This window comes from Pseudomonas boreofloridensis, from assembly GCF_030580795.1.
Classification (GTDB): Bacteria; Pseudomonadota; Gammaproteobacteria; order Pseudomonadales; family Pseudomonadaceae; genus Aquipseudomonas; species Aquipseudomonas boreofloridensis.
The window spans coordinates 13,473-31,126 of record NZ_JAUQOQ010000016.1 but is presented as its reverse complement, the minus strand read 5'-3'; the positions used below and the strand labels follow the sequence as shown (position 1 = coordinate 31,126).

Annotated in this window: 12 protein-coding genes and 3 pseudogenes; 13 read left to right on the top strand and 2 right to left on the bottom strand. The window is 58.4% G+C overall.

The genetic code is table 11. From position 1 onward, the window contains the following. From Q6A47_RS17855 to Q6A47_RS17830, 6 genes and pseudogenes are all read left to right on the top strand, one after another. The gene (locus Q6A47_RS17855) at window positions 1-1,725 is read left to right on the top strand and encodes an OmpA family protein (protein ID WP_304484971.1); all 1,725 of its coding nucleotides are present in this window, start codon (window positions 1-3) and stop codon (window positions 1,723-1,725) included. A 15-nt stretch (window positions 1,726-1,740) separates the two neighbouring features. Continuing rightward, entirely contained in the window at window positions 1,741-2,244 is a 504-nt protein-coding gene (locus Q6A47_RS17850; RefSeq protein WP_304484970.1) for an Hcp family type VI secretion system effector, read from the top strand. 149 nt (window positions 2,245-2,393) lie between these two features. Beyond that, window positions 2,394-5,048 (top strand): type VI secretion system ATPase TssH, encoded by a 2,655-nt coding sequence (gene tssH, locus Q6A47_RS17845; protein ID WP_304484969.1) that lies wholly within the window; start codon window positions 2,394-2,396, stop codon window positions 5,046-5,048. Window positions 5,049-5,050: 2 nt separating this feature from the next. Continuing rightward, entirely contained in the window at window positions 5,051-7,315 is a 2,265-nt protein-coding gene (locus Q6A47_RS17840) for a type VI secretion system Vgr family protein (protein ID WP_304484968.1), read from the top strand. After that, window positions 7,291-7,872, top strand: a pseudogene (locus tag Q6A47_RS17835) (type VI secretion IcmF C-terminal domain-containing protein); the annotation flags it as partial. The gene Q6A47_RS17840 and the pseudogene Q6A47_RS17835, both read left to right, overlap by 25 nt. Before the next feature lie 487 nt (window positions 7,873-8,359). Next, entirely contained in the window at window positions 8,360-8,986 is a 627-nt protein-coding gene (locus Q6A47_RS17830; RefSeq protein WP_304484967.1) for a dTMP kinase, read from the top strand. A 36-nt stretch (window positions 8,987-9,022) separates the two neighbouring features. Here Q6A47_RS17830 and Q6A47_RS17825 read toward each other — a convergent pair whose 3' ends face one another. Then, the gene (locus Q6A47_RS17825; RefSeq protein WP_304484966.1) at window positions 9,023-9,445 is read right to left on the bottom strand and encodes an autoinducer binding domain-containing protein; all 423 of its coding nucleotides are present in this window, start codon (window positions 9,443-9,445) and stop codon (window positions 9,023-9,025) included. 282 nt (window positions 9,446-9,727) lie between these two features. On the opposite strand from Q6A47_RS17825, the gene cobF reads away from it, so the two are divergent. After that, window positions 9,728-10,477, top strand: a complete 750-nt coding sequence (gene cobF, locus Q6A47_RS17820) for a precorrin-6A synthase (deacetylating) (RefSeq protein WP_304484965.1) — start codon at window positions 9,728-9,730, stop codon at window positions 10,475-10,477. Window positions 10,478-10,500: 23 nt separating this feature from the next. Here cobF and Q6A47_RS17815 read toward each other — a convergent pair whose 3' ends face one another. Next, entirely contained in the window at window positions 10,501-10,851 is a 351-nt protein-coding gene (locus Q6A47_RS17815; RefSeq protein ID WP_029612727.1) for a response regulator, read from the bottom strand. A gap of 260 nt (window positions 10,852-11,111) precedes the next feature. Between Q6A47_RS17815 and Q6A47_RS23075 the strand changes: the two are divergent. The 6 genes and pseudogenes from Q6A47_RS23075 to Q6A47_RS17790 all read left to right on the top strand — a co-directional run. Next, a pseudogene (locus Q6A47_RS23075) lies at window positions 11,112-13,250 on the top strand (CHASE3 domain-containing protein); the annotation flags it as partial. Window positions 13,251-13,355: 105 nt separating this feature from the next. Then, window positions 13,356-14,579, top strand: a pseudogene (locus tag Q6A47_RS23070) (response regulator); the annotation flags it as partial. Beyond that, on the top strand, window positions 14,576-15,397 hold the full coding sequence (locus Q6A47_RS17805; protein WP_304484964.1) for a CheR family methyltransferase: 822 nt from the start codon (window positions 14,576-14,578) through the stop codon (window positions 15,395-15,397). The pseudogene Q6A47_RS23070 and the gene Q6A47_RS17805, both read left to right, overlap by 4 nt. Then, window positions 15,394-15,969, top strand: coding sequence for a chemotaxis protein CheB (locus Q6A47_RS17800; protein WP_029612724.1), 576 nt, complete (start codon window positions 15,394-15,396; stop codon window positions 15,967-15,969). The genes Q6A47_RS17805 and Q6A47_RS17800 overlap by 4 nt, the downstream gene beginning before the upstream one ends. Further along, window positions 15,963-17,189 carry a hybrid sensor histidine kinase/response regulator gene (locus Q6A47_RS17795; protein ID WP_039576764.1) on the top strand — a complete coding sequence of 409 codons (1,227 nt, stop codon included), beginning with the start codon at window positions 15,963-15,965 and terminating at the stop codon, window positions 17,187-17,189. Before Q6A47_RS17800 ends, Q6A47_RS17795 begins: the two co-directional genes overlap by 7 nt. 43 nt (window positions 17,190-17,232) lie before the next feature. Beyond that, window positions 17,233-17,610 carry a response regulator gene (locus Q6A47_RS17790; protein ID WP_029612722.1) on the top strand — a complete coding sequence of 126 codons (378 nt, stop codon included), beginning with the start codon at window positions 17,233-17,235 and terminating at the stop codon, window positions 17,608-17,610. The last annotated feature ends 44 nt before the right edge of the window (window positions 17,611-17,654 follow it).

The following is a 17,654-nucleotide window of genomic DNA, read 5'->3' as shown; positions in this document are numbered from 1 at the left end:
ATGCCGCAGATACACAAGCAAGGGCTTTGGCTATGGGCCGGTGCGCTGTCCTTGTTGTTGATTGCCACGTTGCCGCTGGCTGTAGAGCTGCAAGCCATCGCTGTTCTGGTAGTCGCTGCTTTGGTGGTGTTGGGTTGGCGCCGGATTTCGCGTGCTGCAAAACGTACACAGCTGCAGTGGTGCAGTGGTGTCAGCCTGCCTGCCGGATCGTACCGTCATCCCATGGTTATAGTGGTCGGCGATGGATTGCCCGAACTGTTTGAGGCCTCGTCTGCTGAGCATTTGGCGCCACGGGTAACAGGTGAGGGATGTTATGTGCCAGTGCCCGATCTTTTGAAGTTGTCCGCAACTGTAGCCGATCTCTTGCTGGAGCGGCCGTCGTGGGACGGGCAGCTCAGTGTCATGTGGCTTGTCAACCCCAGTGCCCATACTGACGGCGCAGTGCTTGCGAACCAGATACACAGCTTGTGCCACCAGGTTGCGATAGTGCGCAAGCGAGGTATACCGCTTCGGCTGCTGATTGTGGGCTACTTCCCGAGCGCAATTGGGGCGTCGCCCTGGTTCAGCTGGGAGGCTGAAGCATCGCCTGTGCGAGTTCGTGAGGCGGGTGAGTGCCTGACACTTTCCGAATGGCAGTGCAGGGGCACAGAACCAGGAATCCAAGCCGATCGACTGCGAGCCACAGTGCAGTTGAACGCAGCCGTTGGTTGGCTGAACGAAGCGTGCTTGTCCGAAATGGGCAGGCGTGATTCTCACGCAGAAATCGCAACTGCGTTCGCCGTTGCGGTTGCATTTGTTCCCAGGTCTGAGGGGGCGCGTGACAGCAACCTCTGGCACCGTTGGCTGCAGGAGCGGACAGGCCTTTCCTTCAGTGGTGTGGCTAATCATGCCAACGCGCCATTGCCCTTTCCCGATACGCTCCTCCATTTGCTGCCCGGCAGGGCTCAACACAGTCGGCGAAGCGGGGCCGTGGTGATTGGGGTCTGGTTGTTCGTGCTGACGGCTTGCGTCGCACTGATCAGCTCTGCCAGGCAAAACACACTCCTGATACGCCAGGTCACCGATGACTTGCGACGCTACAGCACTGTTTCGCTGAGCTCCGATGCGGACAAAGTGTCGCAGCGCCAGGAGGCACTGATGGTGCTTCGCCAGGATGCGCAGCGTCTGGATCACTACTACCGCCAGGGGGAGCCGTGGTCACTCGGTATCGGGCTGTATCAAGGCGAAAGATTACGTCCTTCACTGCTGGCTGCGATCAACGGCCACCGCATCCCGGCACTGCCTCAAGGCGTGCCTGACAAGCCTCGCACGGTTCGCCTGGACAGCTTGTCGCTGTTCAACAGTGGCAGCGCGCAGTTGAAGCCAGCGTCGACCAAGTTCCTGGTGAATGCGTTTGCAGGCATCAAGGCCCAGCCAGGTTGGTTGATCGTGATCACGGGCCACACCGATGCGACGGGCAGTGACGAACAGAACCTGCGCTTGTCACGAGCACGCGCCGCAGCAGTTCACGACTGGATTCAACACATGGGTGACATACCCAGCAACTGCTTCGCAGTGCAGGGCTTGGGGGCGAGTGAGCCCGTTGCAAGCAATGACACGGAACAAGGACGGTCGGCTAATCGCCGAGTTGAAATTCGCCTGGTGCCGGAGGCGGGGGCTTGTCAGCCCTCGACTACGGCCTCGGGATTGCAACCCTTGTCGCACTCCGCGACTCCCAACGCTTGAATGAGGAACTTCTAAATGGCTATTCCTGTTTATCTGTGGCTGAAAGACGATGGCGGAGCCGATATCAAAGGCTCGGTGGATGTAAAGGGTCGTGAGGGTAGTGTTGAAGTGGTCGGTCAAGATCATGATCTCTATATCCCCACTGATAACAATACTGGCAAATTAACCGGGACGCGCATCCATACGCCTTTTGTTTTCACCAAGGAGATAGACGCGTCCTCTCCTTATCTCTATAAGGCCGTGACTACTGGGCAGACGCTTAAAGAGGCGGAGTTCAAATGGTACAAGATCAATGATGCTGGGCAGGAAGTGGAGTATTTCAACACCAAACTGGAAAACGTCAAGGTCGTGAAAGTTGCACCAAAAATGCACGACGTCAAAGATCCAGCGAAAGAAAAGCACAATCACTTGGAATTGGTCGAGCTGCGCTACGAAAAGATCACCTGGGCATTCAAGGATGGGAACATCATCCATTCGGACTCTTGGAATGAACGCCCTAGCGCCTCTGCGGCAGGGTAAGTCCTGGTTGTCAGCCCTGGCTGGTTGACTGGTTCCAGTGTCTTGGGTTGAGCGTCCGTGCGCGGGCGTTCAGCCAAATACACCTCAGAGATTCAGACGCGCTCGCATTTGTGGCGACATGCTGAACATTGACGACAAGGATGCCCTGTATGGCGCACGATCCTACACGCTTGCTTCGCCGGCTCAACTCATATTGTACCCAGGCACTCACGGCGGCGGCATCTTTATGCCAGGCACGTGGGCACAGTCATATCACTGTTGAACATTGGCTGTTGAAGTTGTTTGAGCAAGGTGAAGGCGATCTCGTGGTCATCGCCCGCCGTTACGAGTGGGATATGGATGCCATCTGGGAGGGACTGCTTGATCACTTCAATACATTGCCGCGCAGCGTTCTCAGCAAACCTCAGCTGAGCGGTGAAGTGCAGCAACTGATCACCAATGCCTGGTTGCTGGCATCGTTGAATCGCGACTGTACGCAATTGCGATCCGTTCATTTGCTGGAGGCGCTATTTGAAACGCCAACCTTGCTGAAATGTTCAACCGCTTGGCCTCTGTCGAGCATCGCTACAGTGCAATCGAAGCAAATGGAAGCGCTGCTTGAATTCAATTCGGAAGAAGGTCAACCGAAGCAGGCATCACTGTTCGAGTCAGAAGTGTCAGATGAGTCCAAGGCCGTAGTCGCCTCACGTGGTGATGCGGCATTGCTCGCTATTCTGGACCAGTTTAGCCATGACGTGACTGCCAAGGCCGCAGCAGGGCAGATTGACCCGGTGTTCGGCCGTGACGATGAGATTCGCCAGGTGATCGATGTACTGAGCCGTCGGCGCAAGAACAACCCCATTCTGGTAGGCGACCCGGGTGTCGGAAAAACCGCACTGGTCGAGGGGCTGGCTTTACGCATCGCCAGCGGCGATGTGCCCGATAGCTTGAAGCCCGTGTGTATTCGTACGCTGGACCTGGGGTTGCTACAAGCGGGCGCAGGTGTCAAAGGTGAGTTTGAGCAACGGCTGAAAAACGTGATCGATGCCGTTCAGCGGTCGGAAACTCCGGTGCTGCTCTTCATTGATGAAGCGCACACCCTGATCGGCGCGGGCAATCAGGCAGGGGGCGCAGATGCGGCGAACTTGCTGAAGCCTGCCTTGGCACGTGGGGAGCTTCGCACCATCGCTGCCACCACCTGGAGTGAATACAAGCAGTACTTCGAGCGCGATGCTGCGCTGGAACGCCGCTTCCAGATGATCAAGGTCGATGAGCCAAATGATGCCAATGCCTGTGTGATGCTGCGAGGGCTCAAAGCGCGGTATGCCAGCTATCACGGTGTGCATGTTCAAGACGCTGCGGTGCAGGCCGCAGTCAGCTTGTCTCGCCGCTTTTTGACGGGGCGCCGTTTACCCGACAAAGCTGTAGATCTGATCGATACCGCCTGTGCGCGGGTACGCATGAGCTTGGACTGCGAACCTCAGGCTCTGGTCCAGCTGAAGTCGCAGAAGATGGCCTTCACGGCAGAGCGGATGGCGCTGGAAGACGACGCACAGCTTACCGGTAATTCGGATGAGCGTCGCTTGGCGAAGATCACTGCTCAACTGGTGCAACTGGAGAGTCAGCAAGGCGCGTTGGAGCTGCAGTACCAGCAAGAGCTTGATCTCACCCATCAACTGCTCAACGCTCGCCAGGCCGAGCAGGTCGATACAGCTCTCTGCGCTCGGCTTCAAGCACAACTCAGCTACGTGCAGGGGAGCCGGCCACTGCTGTCACTCGACGTGTGCGCACGCAGTGTCGCTGAAGTGATCGCCGACTGGACGGGCGTGCCTCTGGGCAGCTTGCTGAAGGATGAACATGCCAGCTTGTTGAACCTGGAAGAGCAGTTGGCCGAGCGTGTTGTTGGTCAAGACCCCGCGCTGCTTGCTCTTGCCCAACGACTGCGCGCCGCCCGAACGGGCCTCACTGACGACAAATCACCGATGGGCGTGTTCCTGCTGGTCGGGACCAGTGGTATCGGCAAGACGGAGACGGCCCATGCATTAGCCAGCAGTCTGTTCGGTGGCGAGAAGTCATTGATCACGCTCAACATGTCTGAATACCAGGAGGCGCACACCGTCAGCCAACTCAAGGGGTCGCCGCCGGGTTATGTGGGCTACGGCCAGGGTGGCGTACTCACCGAAGCTGTTCGCCAGCGTCCCTATAGCGTCGTGTTGCTGGATGAAGTCGAGAAGGCCCACCGTGATGTGCTCAACCTGTTCTATCAGGTATTCGATCGCGGTTTCATGCGAGACGGTGAAGGCCGAGAGATCGATTTCCGCAACACGGTCATCTTGATGACTTCCAACCTGGGTAGTGACCTGCTGCAAGGCAGTGTCGAGCGGCAGCCAGACATTGAGGACGCGGTACTGCACGAACTACTGCGTCCCGTGCTGCGCGAACACTTCCAGCCTGCGCTGTTGGCGCGCTTCCAGACCTTGATCTTCCGCCCGCTGGGGAGCGATGCACTCAAGCGCATAGTCGCCATCAAGCTTGATCAAGTGGCCAAACGCTTGCTACGCCATTACGGCCTGCAATGTGAGGTTGATGACTCGCTCTACGAAGCGCTGGTCGCCGCCTGCCTTTTGCCCGATACCGGCGCTCGCAATATCGATAGCTTGCTTAACCAGCAGATCCTGCCGGTCCTCAGCCAACAGTTGCTGCAGCGCCAAGCCCTCGGTCAGCCAACACAAGCTGTGACGCTCGGGTACTGCGAAGACGCTGGTATCAGTTTGAGCTTTTCGGATGAACACGATACAGCGCTGCTGGCTACAGAGGGGGCTTGATCATGGCGAAGCCAACAATGGGTTCCACCCATAACCAGTACCAGCTTGAAGTTGAAGGCCTTGCCGCCGAGCTCGATGTGCTGTCGTTCAAAGGTGAAGAGTGGCTCAGCCAGCCGTTCAAGTACACCGTCGAATTCACCTCCCCTGAGCAGGATATCGACGTTGGGAAAATCCTGGGGAAGGATGCCAGTTTCCATCTGGGCAAGTCTGCACTGACCGCACAACTTCCAATGCCTGACGGCGCCTCACGCACAGTGCATGGCGTGATGACCGGCTTCAAGCGTGTCTCCGACTCCCGGGATGGAGCACGCTACGAAGTCACCCTTGAAGCGCACCTGGCATTGGTCGGGCGTGGCAAACAGTACCGAATCTATCAGCATCAATCGGTACCGGAAATTGTCGAAAGCATTTTGCGCAGTCGCCATCAGCTGGAAGGGCAGCACTTCGTGTTCGACCTGGCGCGTGAATACCCCAAGCGTGAACAGGTCATGCAGTACGGCGAGAGCGATCTGGCCTTCATCAGCCGTCTGCTGGCGGAAGTCGGCATCTGGTATCGCTTCACTCACAACGATCGGCTGTACATTGATGTCGTCGAGTTTCACGACCATCAACGGCACTACCAGTTTGGCGTCAAGTTGCCGCATCGGCCTCTGTCGGGTTTGACCAGCAATGGGCAGGACGGCGTGTGGGCGCTGCAGGTTGAGCATCAGGTCGTGGAGCAGCACATCAACGTGCGTGCCTACCACCACCGGGACGGGGCTGCGTTCCTGGATGGTGAGGTTGATCACAGCCGCGGTGACACCACTACGTACGGCGAAGGCTATCACTATGGCGAACCCTATACCGCGCTGGGTGACGCAATTGACCAAGACGAGGACCTGCTCAGCGAAAGCGGCTACTTCTACGCACGCCTGAATCATGAACGCTTTCTCAACGACAAGACCCGTTGCAACGGTGTCAGCAGCAGCGTGACGCTGGCCCCAGGTCAAGTGCTGACGGTCTCTGACGGGGCGCCGCAGGTCTTCGAGCCTGGCGTGGTCATCACCCATCTGACCGTCGAGGCAGCACGCGACCGTAGCTTGGAAGCCAAGTTCGACGCAATTCCCTACTCGGAGACGATAGGCTTTCGGCCAAGATTGCTGGGCAAGCCACAGATTGCCGGAACGGTGCCGGCGCGGGTCACGAGTACGCAAAAGAACGATCCTTACGGCCATATCGACATGGAGGGGCGCTACCGGGTCAACTTTCTGTTCGACCGGGACACCTGGCGAGCAGGCGAGGAGAGCGTCTGGCTACGACTGGCACGGCCTTACGCGGGTGACACCCATGGCCTGCACCTGCCGCTGATCTGCGGGACCGAAGTGGCGGTGGCGTTCGAGCAAGGCGACCCGGACCGTCCCTACATCGCCCATGCCTTACACGACAGTGAACATCCCGACCACGTGACGCTGCGCAACTACAAGCGCAATGTGCTGCGGACCCCGGCCAATAACAAGTTCCGCCTGGACGATACGCGTGGGCAGGAGCACATCAAGCTCAGTACCGAGCACAGCGGCAAGAGCCAGCTCAATCTGGGGCATATGGTTGACGCTGAGCGCAAACCCCGAGGGGCGGGGGCGGAACTACGCACCGATGGGCATGTCGCCATGCGCGGTGGCAGCGGCATCTTCATCAGTGCCGATACGCAGCCAGGGGCCAAGGTGCACATGCTCGAAATGGCTGCTGCCCTGGAGCGCCTGGACCAGGCCAAAGAGCAGTTGAAAGGGCTTTCGGATGACGCTCAGGCGTGCAAGGTGGAGCCTGCGGATGTGCAGGCCCAGCTGGACCTGCTTAAGCAAGATCTGGAACAGCTCAAATCCTCGGTCGTGCTACTGAGCGCCCCTCAGGGGATCTCGCTAACCAGTGGCGGCCATCTTCAGCTGGCAGCGCAAAAGAACCTGATGCTCAACGCCGGTGGTGAGGCAGATGTCAGCGTGGTCAAACGCTTGTTTGTTGGGATAGGGCAGGGACTGAGTCTATTCGTGCGCAAATTGGGCATCAAGCTCATTGCCAACCAAGGGCCAGTCAGTATCCAGGCGCAAAACGATACCTTGTCGCTAATTGCACGGCATGGTCTAGAAATTTCTAGTACCGAAGATGAAATCCGGATCACGGCGAAGAAGAAGATTACGCTCAATGCGGGTGGGAGTTATATCGCGATAGATGCGTGCAGTATTGAGTCTGGGACGGAAGGCGATTGCCTAATCAATACCTGCGGGTTTTCCTGAAGGACAATCTCGAAGCCATGCAGGCTGACAAGCAAGGTCGGTCGTTGATTCGCAGCGATGTGATTGAGCAGTTGGAGCAGGCAGATCGTATCCGCGAAACGTTCTTTGATCAGCGCGGCAACCTGAGCGTGCAGTTCAGTATCGAGCCGCTGGGGCTCAGCGCGAACCAGCGCACCAGTCTGCTTGACCTCGATGGTCAGTTGATTTCTTACACCCATGGTCCGCGCCAGATCATCGGTATCATCTGGCCTAATACCCTGGGGCAGCATGTGCGTAGCAACCTGACTTTGCTTAGGCAGAACGGCAACAGTAGCAGCCTGGAATACCGCGGGCCGTGGTCGATGTTCCGCTTGCTCAGTCGTGGCTCGCTCAATGGGCGCACGGCGACCAGCGTGGACTTGAGCTTCCGCACCGGCGACGGCGTGATGCGCTATCGACTCAACGCCGAGAAGGCTTTCAACCCCATCACGCAAGAGCCTTTTAAAGGTTTTAAATTGCCACGCGGATTGTTGCAGCAGTCGTCCAATCTGGAGCCAACCGCGCGGGCCCGGCTATAAGCGGGGCCAATCTGAAGTAAGTTGAGGGCGGCGTTTCGGCGCCATTATCCTAGGCAGATTCAATGTGCGGTATGCCGCTGATGATTATTAGCATTCAAGGTAGCGTCACCTATATGAGTGACTGCTCATGGTACCCATGCAGGTGACCCGCACATTAGGCGTCTTTATTCATTTCAGCCTCTTCTAGACTACGACTGGCCTATCCACGCCTGTCGTGCGAGCTCATCCAGGACTTCAGTACACTTGAACGCCAAATAGCTATTGTCGAGCAGCCGAACGCCATGAACTGCACGAAACAGTCAGCCCTGGAAGCGATCAGCGAGGTGCTGTTCGCTTCGCTCGCAACCTCGTTCAAGCCTTTATGTGGTGCGCTCGAAGAGCGGCTGGCGAGGCGTCCTGACCAATCCTGGTTGTGCCTCAGGCATCGGGTCCAATGTCATGTGGGCGCTCCTTGCCGCACGCCATCTACCACAGCCGAGGTTCAGTGATGTCTGCACCACTGTTCGTCTCGCTGGACGGTCCCAAGGGTGTCGGCAAGACCACCTTGCTCGAAGCCATCGCTCGTGCGCTACGGCTCGAGGGTCACAAGGTAGTACGACTCAGCGAGCGTAATCACGATCCATTCCGGGCGCAGACCATGGCGCTCGTCAATGCGTTCGCCAGAGCGCCTTGTGTGGAACTGGAGCTGCGTATCTGTGAGCAACTGGCGGACAGCCGTGCCTGGATTTCACGTCACGTGCTGCCCAACCAGTTGCCCGGCAGCATCATCCTGATGGACCGCTGGTACGCCTCAGATGCGGCATTCCGGCGCACTGTTTCTTTCGCGGACATTCAGCGGCTGAATCTTGAACGCGGTGTCCAAGTGCCGGATCTGCAAGTAGCCGTAATCACTCGCTCGGGGCTGTCGTGGGCCAGGGCGCAGGCACGCCGCGGCGGTCTGCGCAGCACCGTGCTGCAGAGCGCTCAGGACCATGCAGCTTGCACCGATGCTTTCGAGCAGGCAATGGCCGGCCAGGGCTGGCTGGTGTGTCGCAACGAGGGAGCACTGGAGGTCGCCACCGCGCAGGTAGTGGCCGGAGTGCGGGAGCGTTTGAAGGCAAGGGCTGACGGCTGATTGAGGTGTTCTTGCGGCGCCTGCTGACCCCTGCCATCAGCGGCCGCACGTGTCGCTGACTTCAGAACCTTGGTGATGGATCAGTGAGGCTCGATGCAACTGCTGCGCCGCCCACATGACGAAACCGGCTTTGCGGTAGAGCTCTTGAGGGGAGATGACCCAACGGGGGCGTAGGACCGTCAGGCTGCTGTGGGTGCCCTCAAGATGTGACGGCTGGACCCAGCCATGACGCAAACCACTGGCTTGCAGGGCAGCCCACAGCTCAGGTGCTGTCAAGAATGCGTCGACCGTCCACAGTAGCGGCAGTTCATGGGTTTCGACGTATCCCGGAATCGGGTTGCTGCTGGCGAACGCGTCCAGGCATGCCAGTTCTTCCGGCCCCAGGTTTGAGTGCAACTGCGAAGTTGGGCTGGTGAAGAGATAGAATTCGAAACCCAGAAGATGAACGAGCTTGGGCATGCCCTCCAGCAATGGCCGAAGATTGCCCGCGCTTGCCCAGCGCGCCGCAGCTGTCTCTAACATCATGCCTCCCTGCTGGATAATTCCGTTAGTTTCACACCCTGCACAGCGTGGAAACCTCAAACGTTGCTAGCCTGCCGTATTTACGGTGTGAATGTATAGTCATTGATGATTGGCGGTCATCAAAAGCGTGACCCTGTATACCGGTGGGCTGGCTAAACCGTTGTAGCCCTACGTCGTTCGCCGATCGGTAGTTCCGAATCATTTTGTAGAGGAGGCAGCATGAAGCAACTGTTGCTGATTGGCATAGGCCCCGGCGATCCTCGTCAGATCACGTTCGAGGCGGTCGATGCGATGCGGCGTGCGACTGTCTTTTTCATGATTGAGAAAGGCGGCGACAAGGAAGAGTTGGCGCGAATGCGCAAGGACGTTCTGGCGCGTTACCTTCCACATGACGGCTATCGAATCGTGCGTGTGACGGACCCGTGTCGAGACGGCAGTGCGCAAGATTACATCGGCGGAGTGCAGGATTGGCACCGGGCACGGGCGAATTTGTATCGCCAAGTGATTGAGCATGAACTCCACGAAGGCGATATTGGCGCGTTCCTGCTGTGGGGAGAACCTACGCTGTATGACAGTACCCTACGCGTCCTGGATCTGGTGCGCGAGCAGGGGATGGTGCTGAAGCTGGAGGTGATTCCCGGTATCAGCAGTGTGCAGGCGCTCGCCGCACGTCATTGCTTGACGCTCAATCGCATCGGAGAGCCGTTGACGGTACTGCCGGCCCGCCGTTTGGCCGAGCTGGAGACAATCGGTAATGTGGTAGTCATGCTTGATGGCCACGCCACTTTCGCCGAACTGAGTGACCCAAATCTGACGATCTATTGGGGGGCATATCTGGGAACGGCGGACGAGATTCTGGTGTCTGGGCCGCTCATGGAAGTGAAAGCGCAGATCGTTGCGCTACGGTTGGAGGCGCGAAGGCGCAAAGGCTGGATCATGGATACCTACCTGTTGCGCCGTGAGGGGTGAAGCTGGGTACCGGTCGAGGGGGCTCAGGGCGTACCGAGAATGCTGACCACTTTGTCGCGTAACTGGTCGATACTGAATGGCTTGCCGATCAAGTGCATGCCCTCCGGAACGTCCACGGTTTCCGCATAACCGCTGGCGAACAGAACCGGCAGCGAGGGCCGGATCTCGCGTGCTAGACAGGCCAATTCATCGCCACGCATATCGGGTAAACCGACGTCCGTCATCATTAACGCCAGCGGCTGGGTTTTGTCCTTGAGGATCGCCAAGGCTTTGGTGGCATTTTCCGCCTCGACCGCCTTATAGCCCAGTTCGTCGAGCACATCGACCATCAGCATACGAACGATGTCGTCGTCTTCGACTACCAGAAGGTGCATGTATTGAATCCTGTTGCAGGGAGAGGTAGTAACTCTGTGTCTGTTACCAGCACAGAAGTTCCCTCAGAATAGCGGGCCTTGCAATTGGATGGAACGATTCTATGGGGTTGCCTTCAAATACTGGCTAAATGCCCCGATCCAGTAGCGCTCACAGTGCTTAATGACCGTGGCAGCACTGGATGCAAAGGTCAGCGACGGCCGCCGTGCTAGTAGTGTCGTCCACCTACTCTTCAATGGATTCTTCGTTCGGGCGTTATCAGATGATTCAAGCAGCCTCCATGGATCAACGCAGCTTCCGCAGACTGCTGAGCCGCAATATCGGCCTGCCGTTAGGTGTCGGGCTGCTGGGCGCCGTGGCCTTCGTCGCGGTAATCAACTACCTGCTATCGGCCATGCAGTGGGTGGAGCACACCGACCGGGTGATCGGGAATGCCAATGAAACGGTCAAGCTCTCGATCGACATGGAAACCGGCATGCGCGGCTTCCTGATTACGGGTGATGAGCGTTTTCTCGATCCCTACGAGGTGGCCAAGCCGCAGATTTTCGGCAGCCTGGAGAATCTGCGCGAAATGGTCGGTGACAATCTCCCGCAGGTCGATCGCATCAATCGTCTGACGGGCCTGCAACGCGCTTGGAACGATTTCGGCAGCGAACTGATCACCCTGCGCCGCCAGAGCGGTGACTTCCAGGGTGCGATCGGTGGCGGTCGCGGCAAGCGCATCACTGACCAGATCCGCAAGGAATTCGAGGACTTCATCGCAACCGAGCAGCAACTGCGCCAGACCCGTACCGAGCAGGTCAGCACCGTCACAGTTACGGCCATTACCGCGTTCGTGCTGTTCATCGTCGGCCTCAGCGGGTTGCTGGCCTATCTCGGGCGCCGCGATCTGCTGGCGCTGTCCGACAGCTATGTCGGCAACCTCAAGGCTCAACAGCGTGCCGCCGAGCGTTTGGAGCACCAGGCGTGGCTACGTAACGGGCAACAGCAATTGTCGCAGCAAGTACTGGGTCAGCTGACGCTGACGGCTCTGGGCGACAACGTCTTGCGCTTCTTCGCCAGCTACCTGGGCAGCGTGGTGGGCGCACTCTACGTGCGCGATGCCCATGGCCAATTGGTGCGCGTCGCTACCTACGGCTTGGATGCCGAGCAACAGAAACGTAGCCAGACCCTGGGAGAGCACGAAGGCCTTCTGGCGCAGAGCGTGCGTGAGCGGCGACTGATCCGGCTGGACGATCTGCCCGCGGACTACTATCGCCTGAGTTCCGGCCTGGGCAGCGGCTTGCCGCGCAGTGCTTTGTTGATTCCTTCGAGCGATGAAGGTGAGGTCAATGGCGTGCTTGAGTTGGGCTTCCTGCGCCCGTTGCTGGACCGCGATGGCGAATTGCTCGAGCGCATTGCCGATAACTTGGGCATGTCCATCGAGAGCGCGCGCTATCGTCAGCGACTGCAAGAGGTACTTGCCGAGACGCAGCAGTTGAACGAAGAGTTGCAGGTCCAGCAAGAGGAGCTCAAGACCGCCAACGAAGAGCTCGAGGAGCAGTCTCGTGTGCTCAAGGAATCCCAGGCCTATCTGGAGACCCAGCAGGCCGAACTGGAACAGACCAACGAGCAACTGGCCGAGCGCACGGTGGCCCTGGACCGCAAGAACAGCGAACTCAACAGTGCCCAGCAGGAACTGCAGGCCCGCGCCGAGGACCTGCAGCGTTCGAGCCGCTACAAGTCCGAGTTCCTCGCCAACATGTCTCATGAGCTGCGTACGCCGCTCAATAGCTCGCTGATCCTGGCCAAGTTGCTGGCCGAGAACGGCGAAGGCAATCTTACCCAGGAGCAGATCAAATTCGCCGAGTCCATCTACTCAGCCGGCAACGATCTGCTCAACCTCATCAACGACATCCTCGATATCGCCAAGGTCGAGGCAGGCAAGCTTGAGGTGCGACCGGAGACCACCCAGGTGGTGCGCCTGGTCGAAGGCTTACGCGGCATGTTCCAGCCGCTGGCCGACGACAAGCAACTGGGCTTCGAGGTGTCGCTCGAGTCGCAGGTGCCGAGCACGCTGTTCACCGACCGCCAGCGCCTGGAGCAGATTCTCAAGAACCTGTTGTCCAATGCCATCAAGTTCACCGATCGAGGTCAGGTCAGCCTGAGCATCAGCCATCGGCCTGACACGGGTATCGTTTTCACCGTACGTGACAGCGGGATCGGCATCCCCGCCGATCAGCAGGAGGCCATCTTCGGTGCCTTCCACCAAGTCGATGGCACCAGCAATCGTCGCTTTGGCGGTACCGGCCTGGGGCTATCGATCTCGCGAGACCTGGCACACCTGTTGGGTGGGCAGATCACGGTGCAGAGCAGTGACGGTCAGGGCAGCATCTTCAGTCTGACCATTCCTGAGCGCTATGAGTCGGCGGATGAGCAGGGAGAGGTTCAGAGCTCTCGACCGACACTCGATCGCCTGCCACCCATCGTGCGGGCCACGCCGGTGTCTCAGCCTACAGTGATGACTCCGAGTTTCGCCGATGACCGTGCACAGGCGCCGTTCACGGGTCGCTGCATCCTGGTGATCGAGGACGAGCCCAATTTTGCCCGTATTCTTTACGATCTGGCTCACGAGCTGGGCTACAACTGTCTGGTCGCCCATGCTGCTGACGACGGTTTCGCCCTGGCCGCCCAGTACTTGCCCGATGCCGTGCTGTTGGACATGCGTCTGCCCGACCACTCCGGATTGACCGTGCTGCAGCGTCTTAAAGAGCAGGCCAGTACCCGTCACATCCCTGTGCACATCATCTCGGTGGAAGATCGCGTCGAAGCAGCCATGCACATGGGTGCGGTGGGTTATGCGGTCAAGCCGACAAGCCGTGAAGAACTCAAGGAGGTCTTCGGGCGCCTCGAAGACAAACTCACGCAGAAGCTCAAGCGCATTCTGCTGGTGGAGGATGACGATCTTCAGCGTGAAAGCATTGCGCGTCTGATCGGCGATGACGACATCGAGATCACCGCGGTAGCCATGGCTCAGGACGCGCTGGAGCTGCTGCGCGAAAACATCTACGACTGCATGATCATCGACCTCAAGCTGCCCGACATGCTGGGCAACGAGTTGCTAAAGCGCATGACCGCCGATGACATCCGCAGCTTCCCTCCAGTGATCGTTTATACGGGCCGTAACCTGACTCGCGAGGAAGAGACCGACCTGCTCAAGTATTCGCGCTCGATCATCATCAAAGGCGCCCGCTCGCCGGAGCGTCTGCTCGATGAGGTGACGCTGTTCCTGCACAAGGTCGAGTCGCAGTTGTCCCACGAACGCCAGCGCATGCTCAAGACGGCCCGCAGCCGTGACAAGGTGTTCGAGGGACGCAAAATCTTGCTGGTGGACGACGATGTACGCAACATCTTCGCCCTTACCAGTGCACTGGAGCACAAAGGCGCCATCGTCGAGATAGGCCGTAATGGTCGTGAAGCCCTTGAGCGGCTTGACCAACATAGCGACATCGATCTGGTGTTGATGGATGTGATGATGCCGGAAATGGATGGCTACGAAGCCACCCGGTTGATCCGCCAGCAACCTCGTTGGCGCAAGCTGCCGATCATTGCGGTGACTGCCAAGGCCATGAAAGACGACCAGCACCGCTGCTTGCAGGCCGGCGCCAATGACTACCTGGCCAAGCCAATCGACTTGGACCGTTTGTTCTCCCTGATCCGCGTCTGGCTGCCGCAACTGGAGCGAATTTGATTAGCGAGCGCAACACCGATATCGAAATTCGTCTGCTGATCGAGGCCATCTACCTCAAGTACAGCTACGACTTCAGGAATTACTCCGGTGCCTCGATCAAGCGCCGAATTCTTCATGCCTTGCGTCAATTCGACTGCCGTACCGTTACGGCCTTGCAGGAACGCGTGTTGCACGATCCTGGCATGTTCATGCAGTTGCTGCAGTTCCTGACGATTCCGGTCAGCGAAATGTTTCGTGATCCTGGCCATTTCCTGGCGTTGCGCCAGGAGGTGGTGCCATTATTGCGAACCTGGCCGTCGCTGAAAATCTGGATCGCCGGATGCAGCACGGGTGAAGAGGTCTACTCCATGGCGATCCTGCTGCGCGAGGAAGGGTTGCTGGAACGCACCATCATCTATGCAACCGACATCAATCCCAGCTCGCTGGACAAAGCCAAGCAGGGTATCTATTCGATGCAGAGCCTGCGCGAATACGAAGAAAACTACCGCAAGGCCGGGGGGCGTCGCGACTTTTCCGACTACTACACGTCGGCCTACGGCAATGCCATCATGGACAGCAGCTTGCGAGACAACGTCACCTTTGCCGACCATAGCTTGGCTACCGACAGCGTGTTTTCCGAAACCCAACTGGTGTCCTGCCGGAATGTGCTGATCTACTTCAACAAAGATCTGCAGGACCGTGCGCTGGGTCTGTTCCACGAGTCGCTGTGCCACCGGGGGTTCCTGTTCCTTGGCAGCAAAGAGTCGGTTGACTTCTCGACGTACGGTGATCGCTTCGAGCCTTTGGTGCGGCCCGAGCGGATCTACCGAAAAGCATGATGGGCGTTCGCGCGGTGGTAATCGGCGCTTCGGCGGGTGGCGTTGCGGCGCTATTCGAGGTGCTTGGCGCTCTGCCGATAGATTTTCAGCCGCCGGTGCTCTGCGTGTTGCATCTGCCGGCGGATCGTCACAGCCAGTTGGCCGAGGTGTTGCAGCGGCGCTTGCGTCGGTCCGTACGTGAGGCCTGTGACAAGGAGCCCATCGAGGTGGGAGGCATCTACGTGGCAGGGCCGGCCTATCATCTGTCGGTGGAACGTGACCTGAGCTTATCGCTGAGCCAGGAGGCGCCGGTGCATTTCTCTCGGCCTGCAATCGATGTGTTATTTCATTCGGCCGCCGATGCCTACGGCGAAGCGCTGCTTGGCGTGTTGCTCACCGGTGCCAACGAAGACGGCGCCGAGGGATTGGCCTATATCAAGAAATGCGGAGGTCGGACGCTGGTTCAGGATCCCCGCGAAGCACAGGTCGCGTTAATGCCCGAGGCTGCTCTGGCCCTGCATCGGCCCGATCATATTCTTTCTCTGAGCGGTATCGGGCAGTTGCTCGCCACCCTGGAAACCAGCACATGCTAAGCCACATCATCGCCAAACTGCTGATCGTCGACGATCTGCCGGAAAACCTGCTGGCCCTCGATGCTCTTCTGCAAGGTGAGGATCGCGAGGTGCACCGCGCTCAGTCGGCCGAGCAGGCTCTTTCTCTGCTGCTCGAGCACGACTTCGCCCTGGCTATTCTCGATGTGCAGATGCCGGGTATGGACGGTTTCGAGTTGGCCGAGCTGATGCGCGGTATGGAGAAGACCAAGAACATCCCGATTGTGTTCGTCAGCGCCGCCGGTCGCGAACTGAACTACGCCTTCAAAGGCTATGAAAGCGGTGCGGTCGATTTCCTGCACAAACCGTTGGATACCCAGGCGGTTAAAAGCAAGGTGTCGGTCTTCGTCGATCTGTACAGGCAGCGCCAAGTGCTCGGCCGCCAGTTACAAGCGCTGGAGCGCAGCCGTCAGGAGCAGGAGCAGTTGCTGGCGCAGTTGCAGGTGGCTCGCGGTGAGCTCGAGCGGGCAGTGCAAATGCGCGACGACTTCATGTCGATCGTTTCCCATGAAGTTCGCACGCCGCTCAATGGCCTGATTCTGGAAACGCAATTGCGCAAGATGCACTTGGCTCGAGGCAACTTGGCGGCATTCAGCGAGACGCACTTGCAGGCCATGGTCGAGCGTGATGAGCGGCAGATCAACAGCCTGATCCGCCTGATTGAAGACATGCTGGATGTTTCGCGGATCCGTACCGGTAAATTGTCGATCAGGCCACGCGCTGTGGATCTGGCCAAGCTGGTCGAGGGGTTGGTCGAGCGCTTCGCTGCTCAGGCCGCAGCGTTGGACACCTCCATTGAACTGACCCGTTGCGAGCCCTTGCAAGGTGAGTGGGACGAATTTCGGATTGAGCAAGTGCTGGCCAATCTGTTGTCCAACGCTTTGCGTTATGGCGAACGGCGTCCAGTGCAGGTGAGAGTTTTCGAGCAATGTGGCATGGCTTGCGTGCAGGTTCAGGATCACGGCATCGGCATCAGCGCTGCCAACCAGCAGCGCATCTTTCACCAGTTCGAACGGGTATCTGCTCAGCAGGCCAGTGGTGGATTGGGCCTTGGGCTGTTCATTTCAGAACAGATTGTTCACGCCCATGGCGGGCGGATCCGGGTCGACAGCGAGGAGGGTAGGGGCTCCACATTCAGTATCCTGCTGCCACTGGCGACTGTCGGCCAACAAAGTGACCAGACCCAGGCAACCTCTGCGTGACCCTGGGGTCAGATAGCCAACTTTTGAAATTCAAGGCATTGTCATGAGCGAAGACGCACAAGATGTAGTACTGGTAGTGGAAGATGAACCGCTGATCCGGATGATCCTGCGCGACTACCTGGCAGGGCAGGGCTACCACGTGCTGGTGGCGGAAGATGGGGCAGAAGCTTTCGCCATTCTAGCTAGCAAGCCGCATTTGGACCTGATGGTCACCGATTTCCGATTGCCGGGTGGCATTTCCGGTGTGGAGATCGCTGAGCCTGCGCTTAAACTGCGGCCGGATCTGAAAGTGATCTTCATCAGCGGCTACCCAGCCGAGATTCTTGAATCGGGCAGCCCTATTGCACGCAAGGCGCCGATTCTGGCGAAGCCTTTCGACCTTGATACCTTGCACGAGCAGATCCAGGCCTTGCTCAAGTGACGTGTCTGCAAGACTGTGACTGCAAACGTTCAAGCAAAGTAGTC

Coding starts and splice junctions, on each gene's coding strand:
- Q6A47_RS17840 (WP_304484968.1), top strand. CDS start 5,051: ATGGCGAAGCCAACAATGGGTTCCACCCATAACCAGTACCAGCTTGAA.
- Q6A47_RS17790 (WP_029612722.1), top strand. CDS start 17,233: ATGAGCGAAGACGCACAAGATGTAGTACTGGTAGTGGAAGATGAACCG.
- Q6A47_RS17850 (WP_304484970.1), top strand. CDS start 1,741: ATGGCTATTCCTGTTTATCTGTGGCTGAAAGACGATGGCGGAGCCGAT.
- Q6A47_RS17800 (WP_029612724.1), top strand. CDS start 15,394: ATGATGGGCGTTCGCGCGGTGGTAATCGGCGCTTCGGCGGGTGGCGTT.
- Q6A47_RS17855 (WP_304484971.1), top strand. CDS start 1: ATGCCGCAGATACACAAGCAAGGGCTTTGGCTATGGGCCGGTGCGCTG.
- Q6A47_RS17830 (WP_304484967.1), top strand. CDS start 8,360: ATGTCTGCACCACTGTTCGTCTCGCTGGACGGTCCCAAGGGTGTCGGC.
- tssH (WP_304484969.1), top strand. CDS start 2,394: ATGGCGCACGATCCTACACGCTTGCTTCGCCGGCTCAACTCATATTGT.
- cobF (WP_304484965.1), top strand. CDS start 9,728: ATGAAGCAACTGTTGCTGATTGGCATAGGCCCCGGCGATCCTCGTCAG.
- Q6A47_RS17825 (WP_304484966.1), bottom strand. CDS start 9,445: ATGCCCAAGCTCGTTCATCTTCTGGGTTTCGAATTCTATCTCTTCACC.
- Q6A47_RS17815 (WP_029612727.1), bottom strand. CDS start 10,851: ATGCACCTTCTGGTAGTCGAAGACGACGACATCGTTCGTATGCTGATG.
- Q6A47_RS17795 (WP_039576764.1), top strand. CDS start 15,963: ATGCTAAGCCACATCATCGCCAAACTGCTGATCGTCGACGATCTGCCG.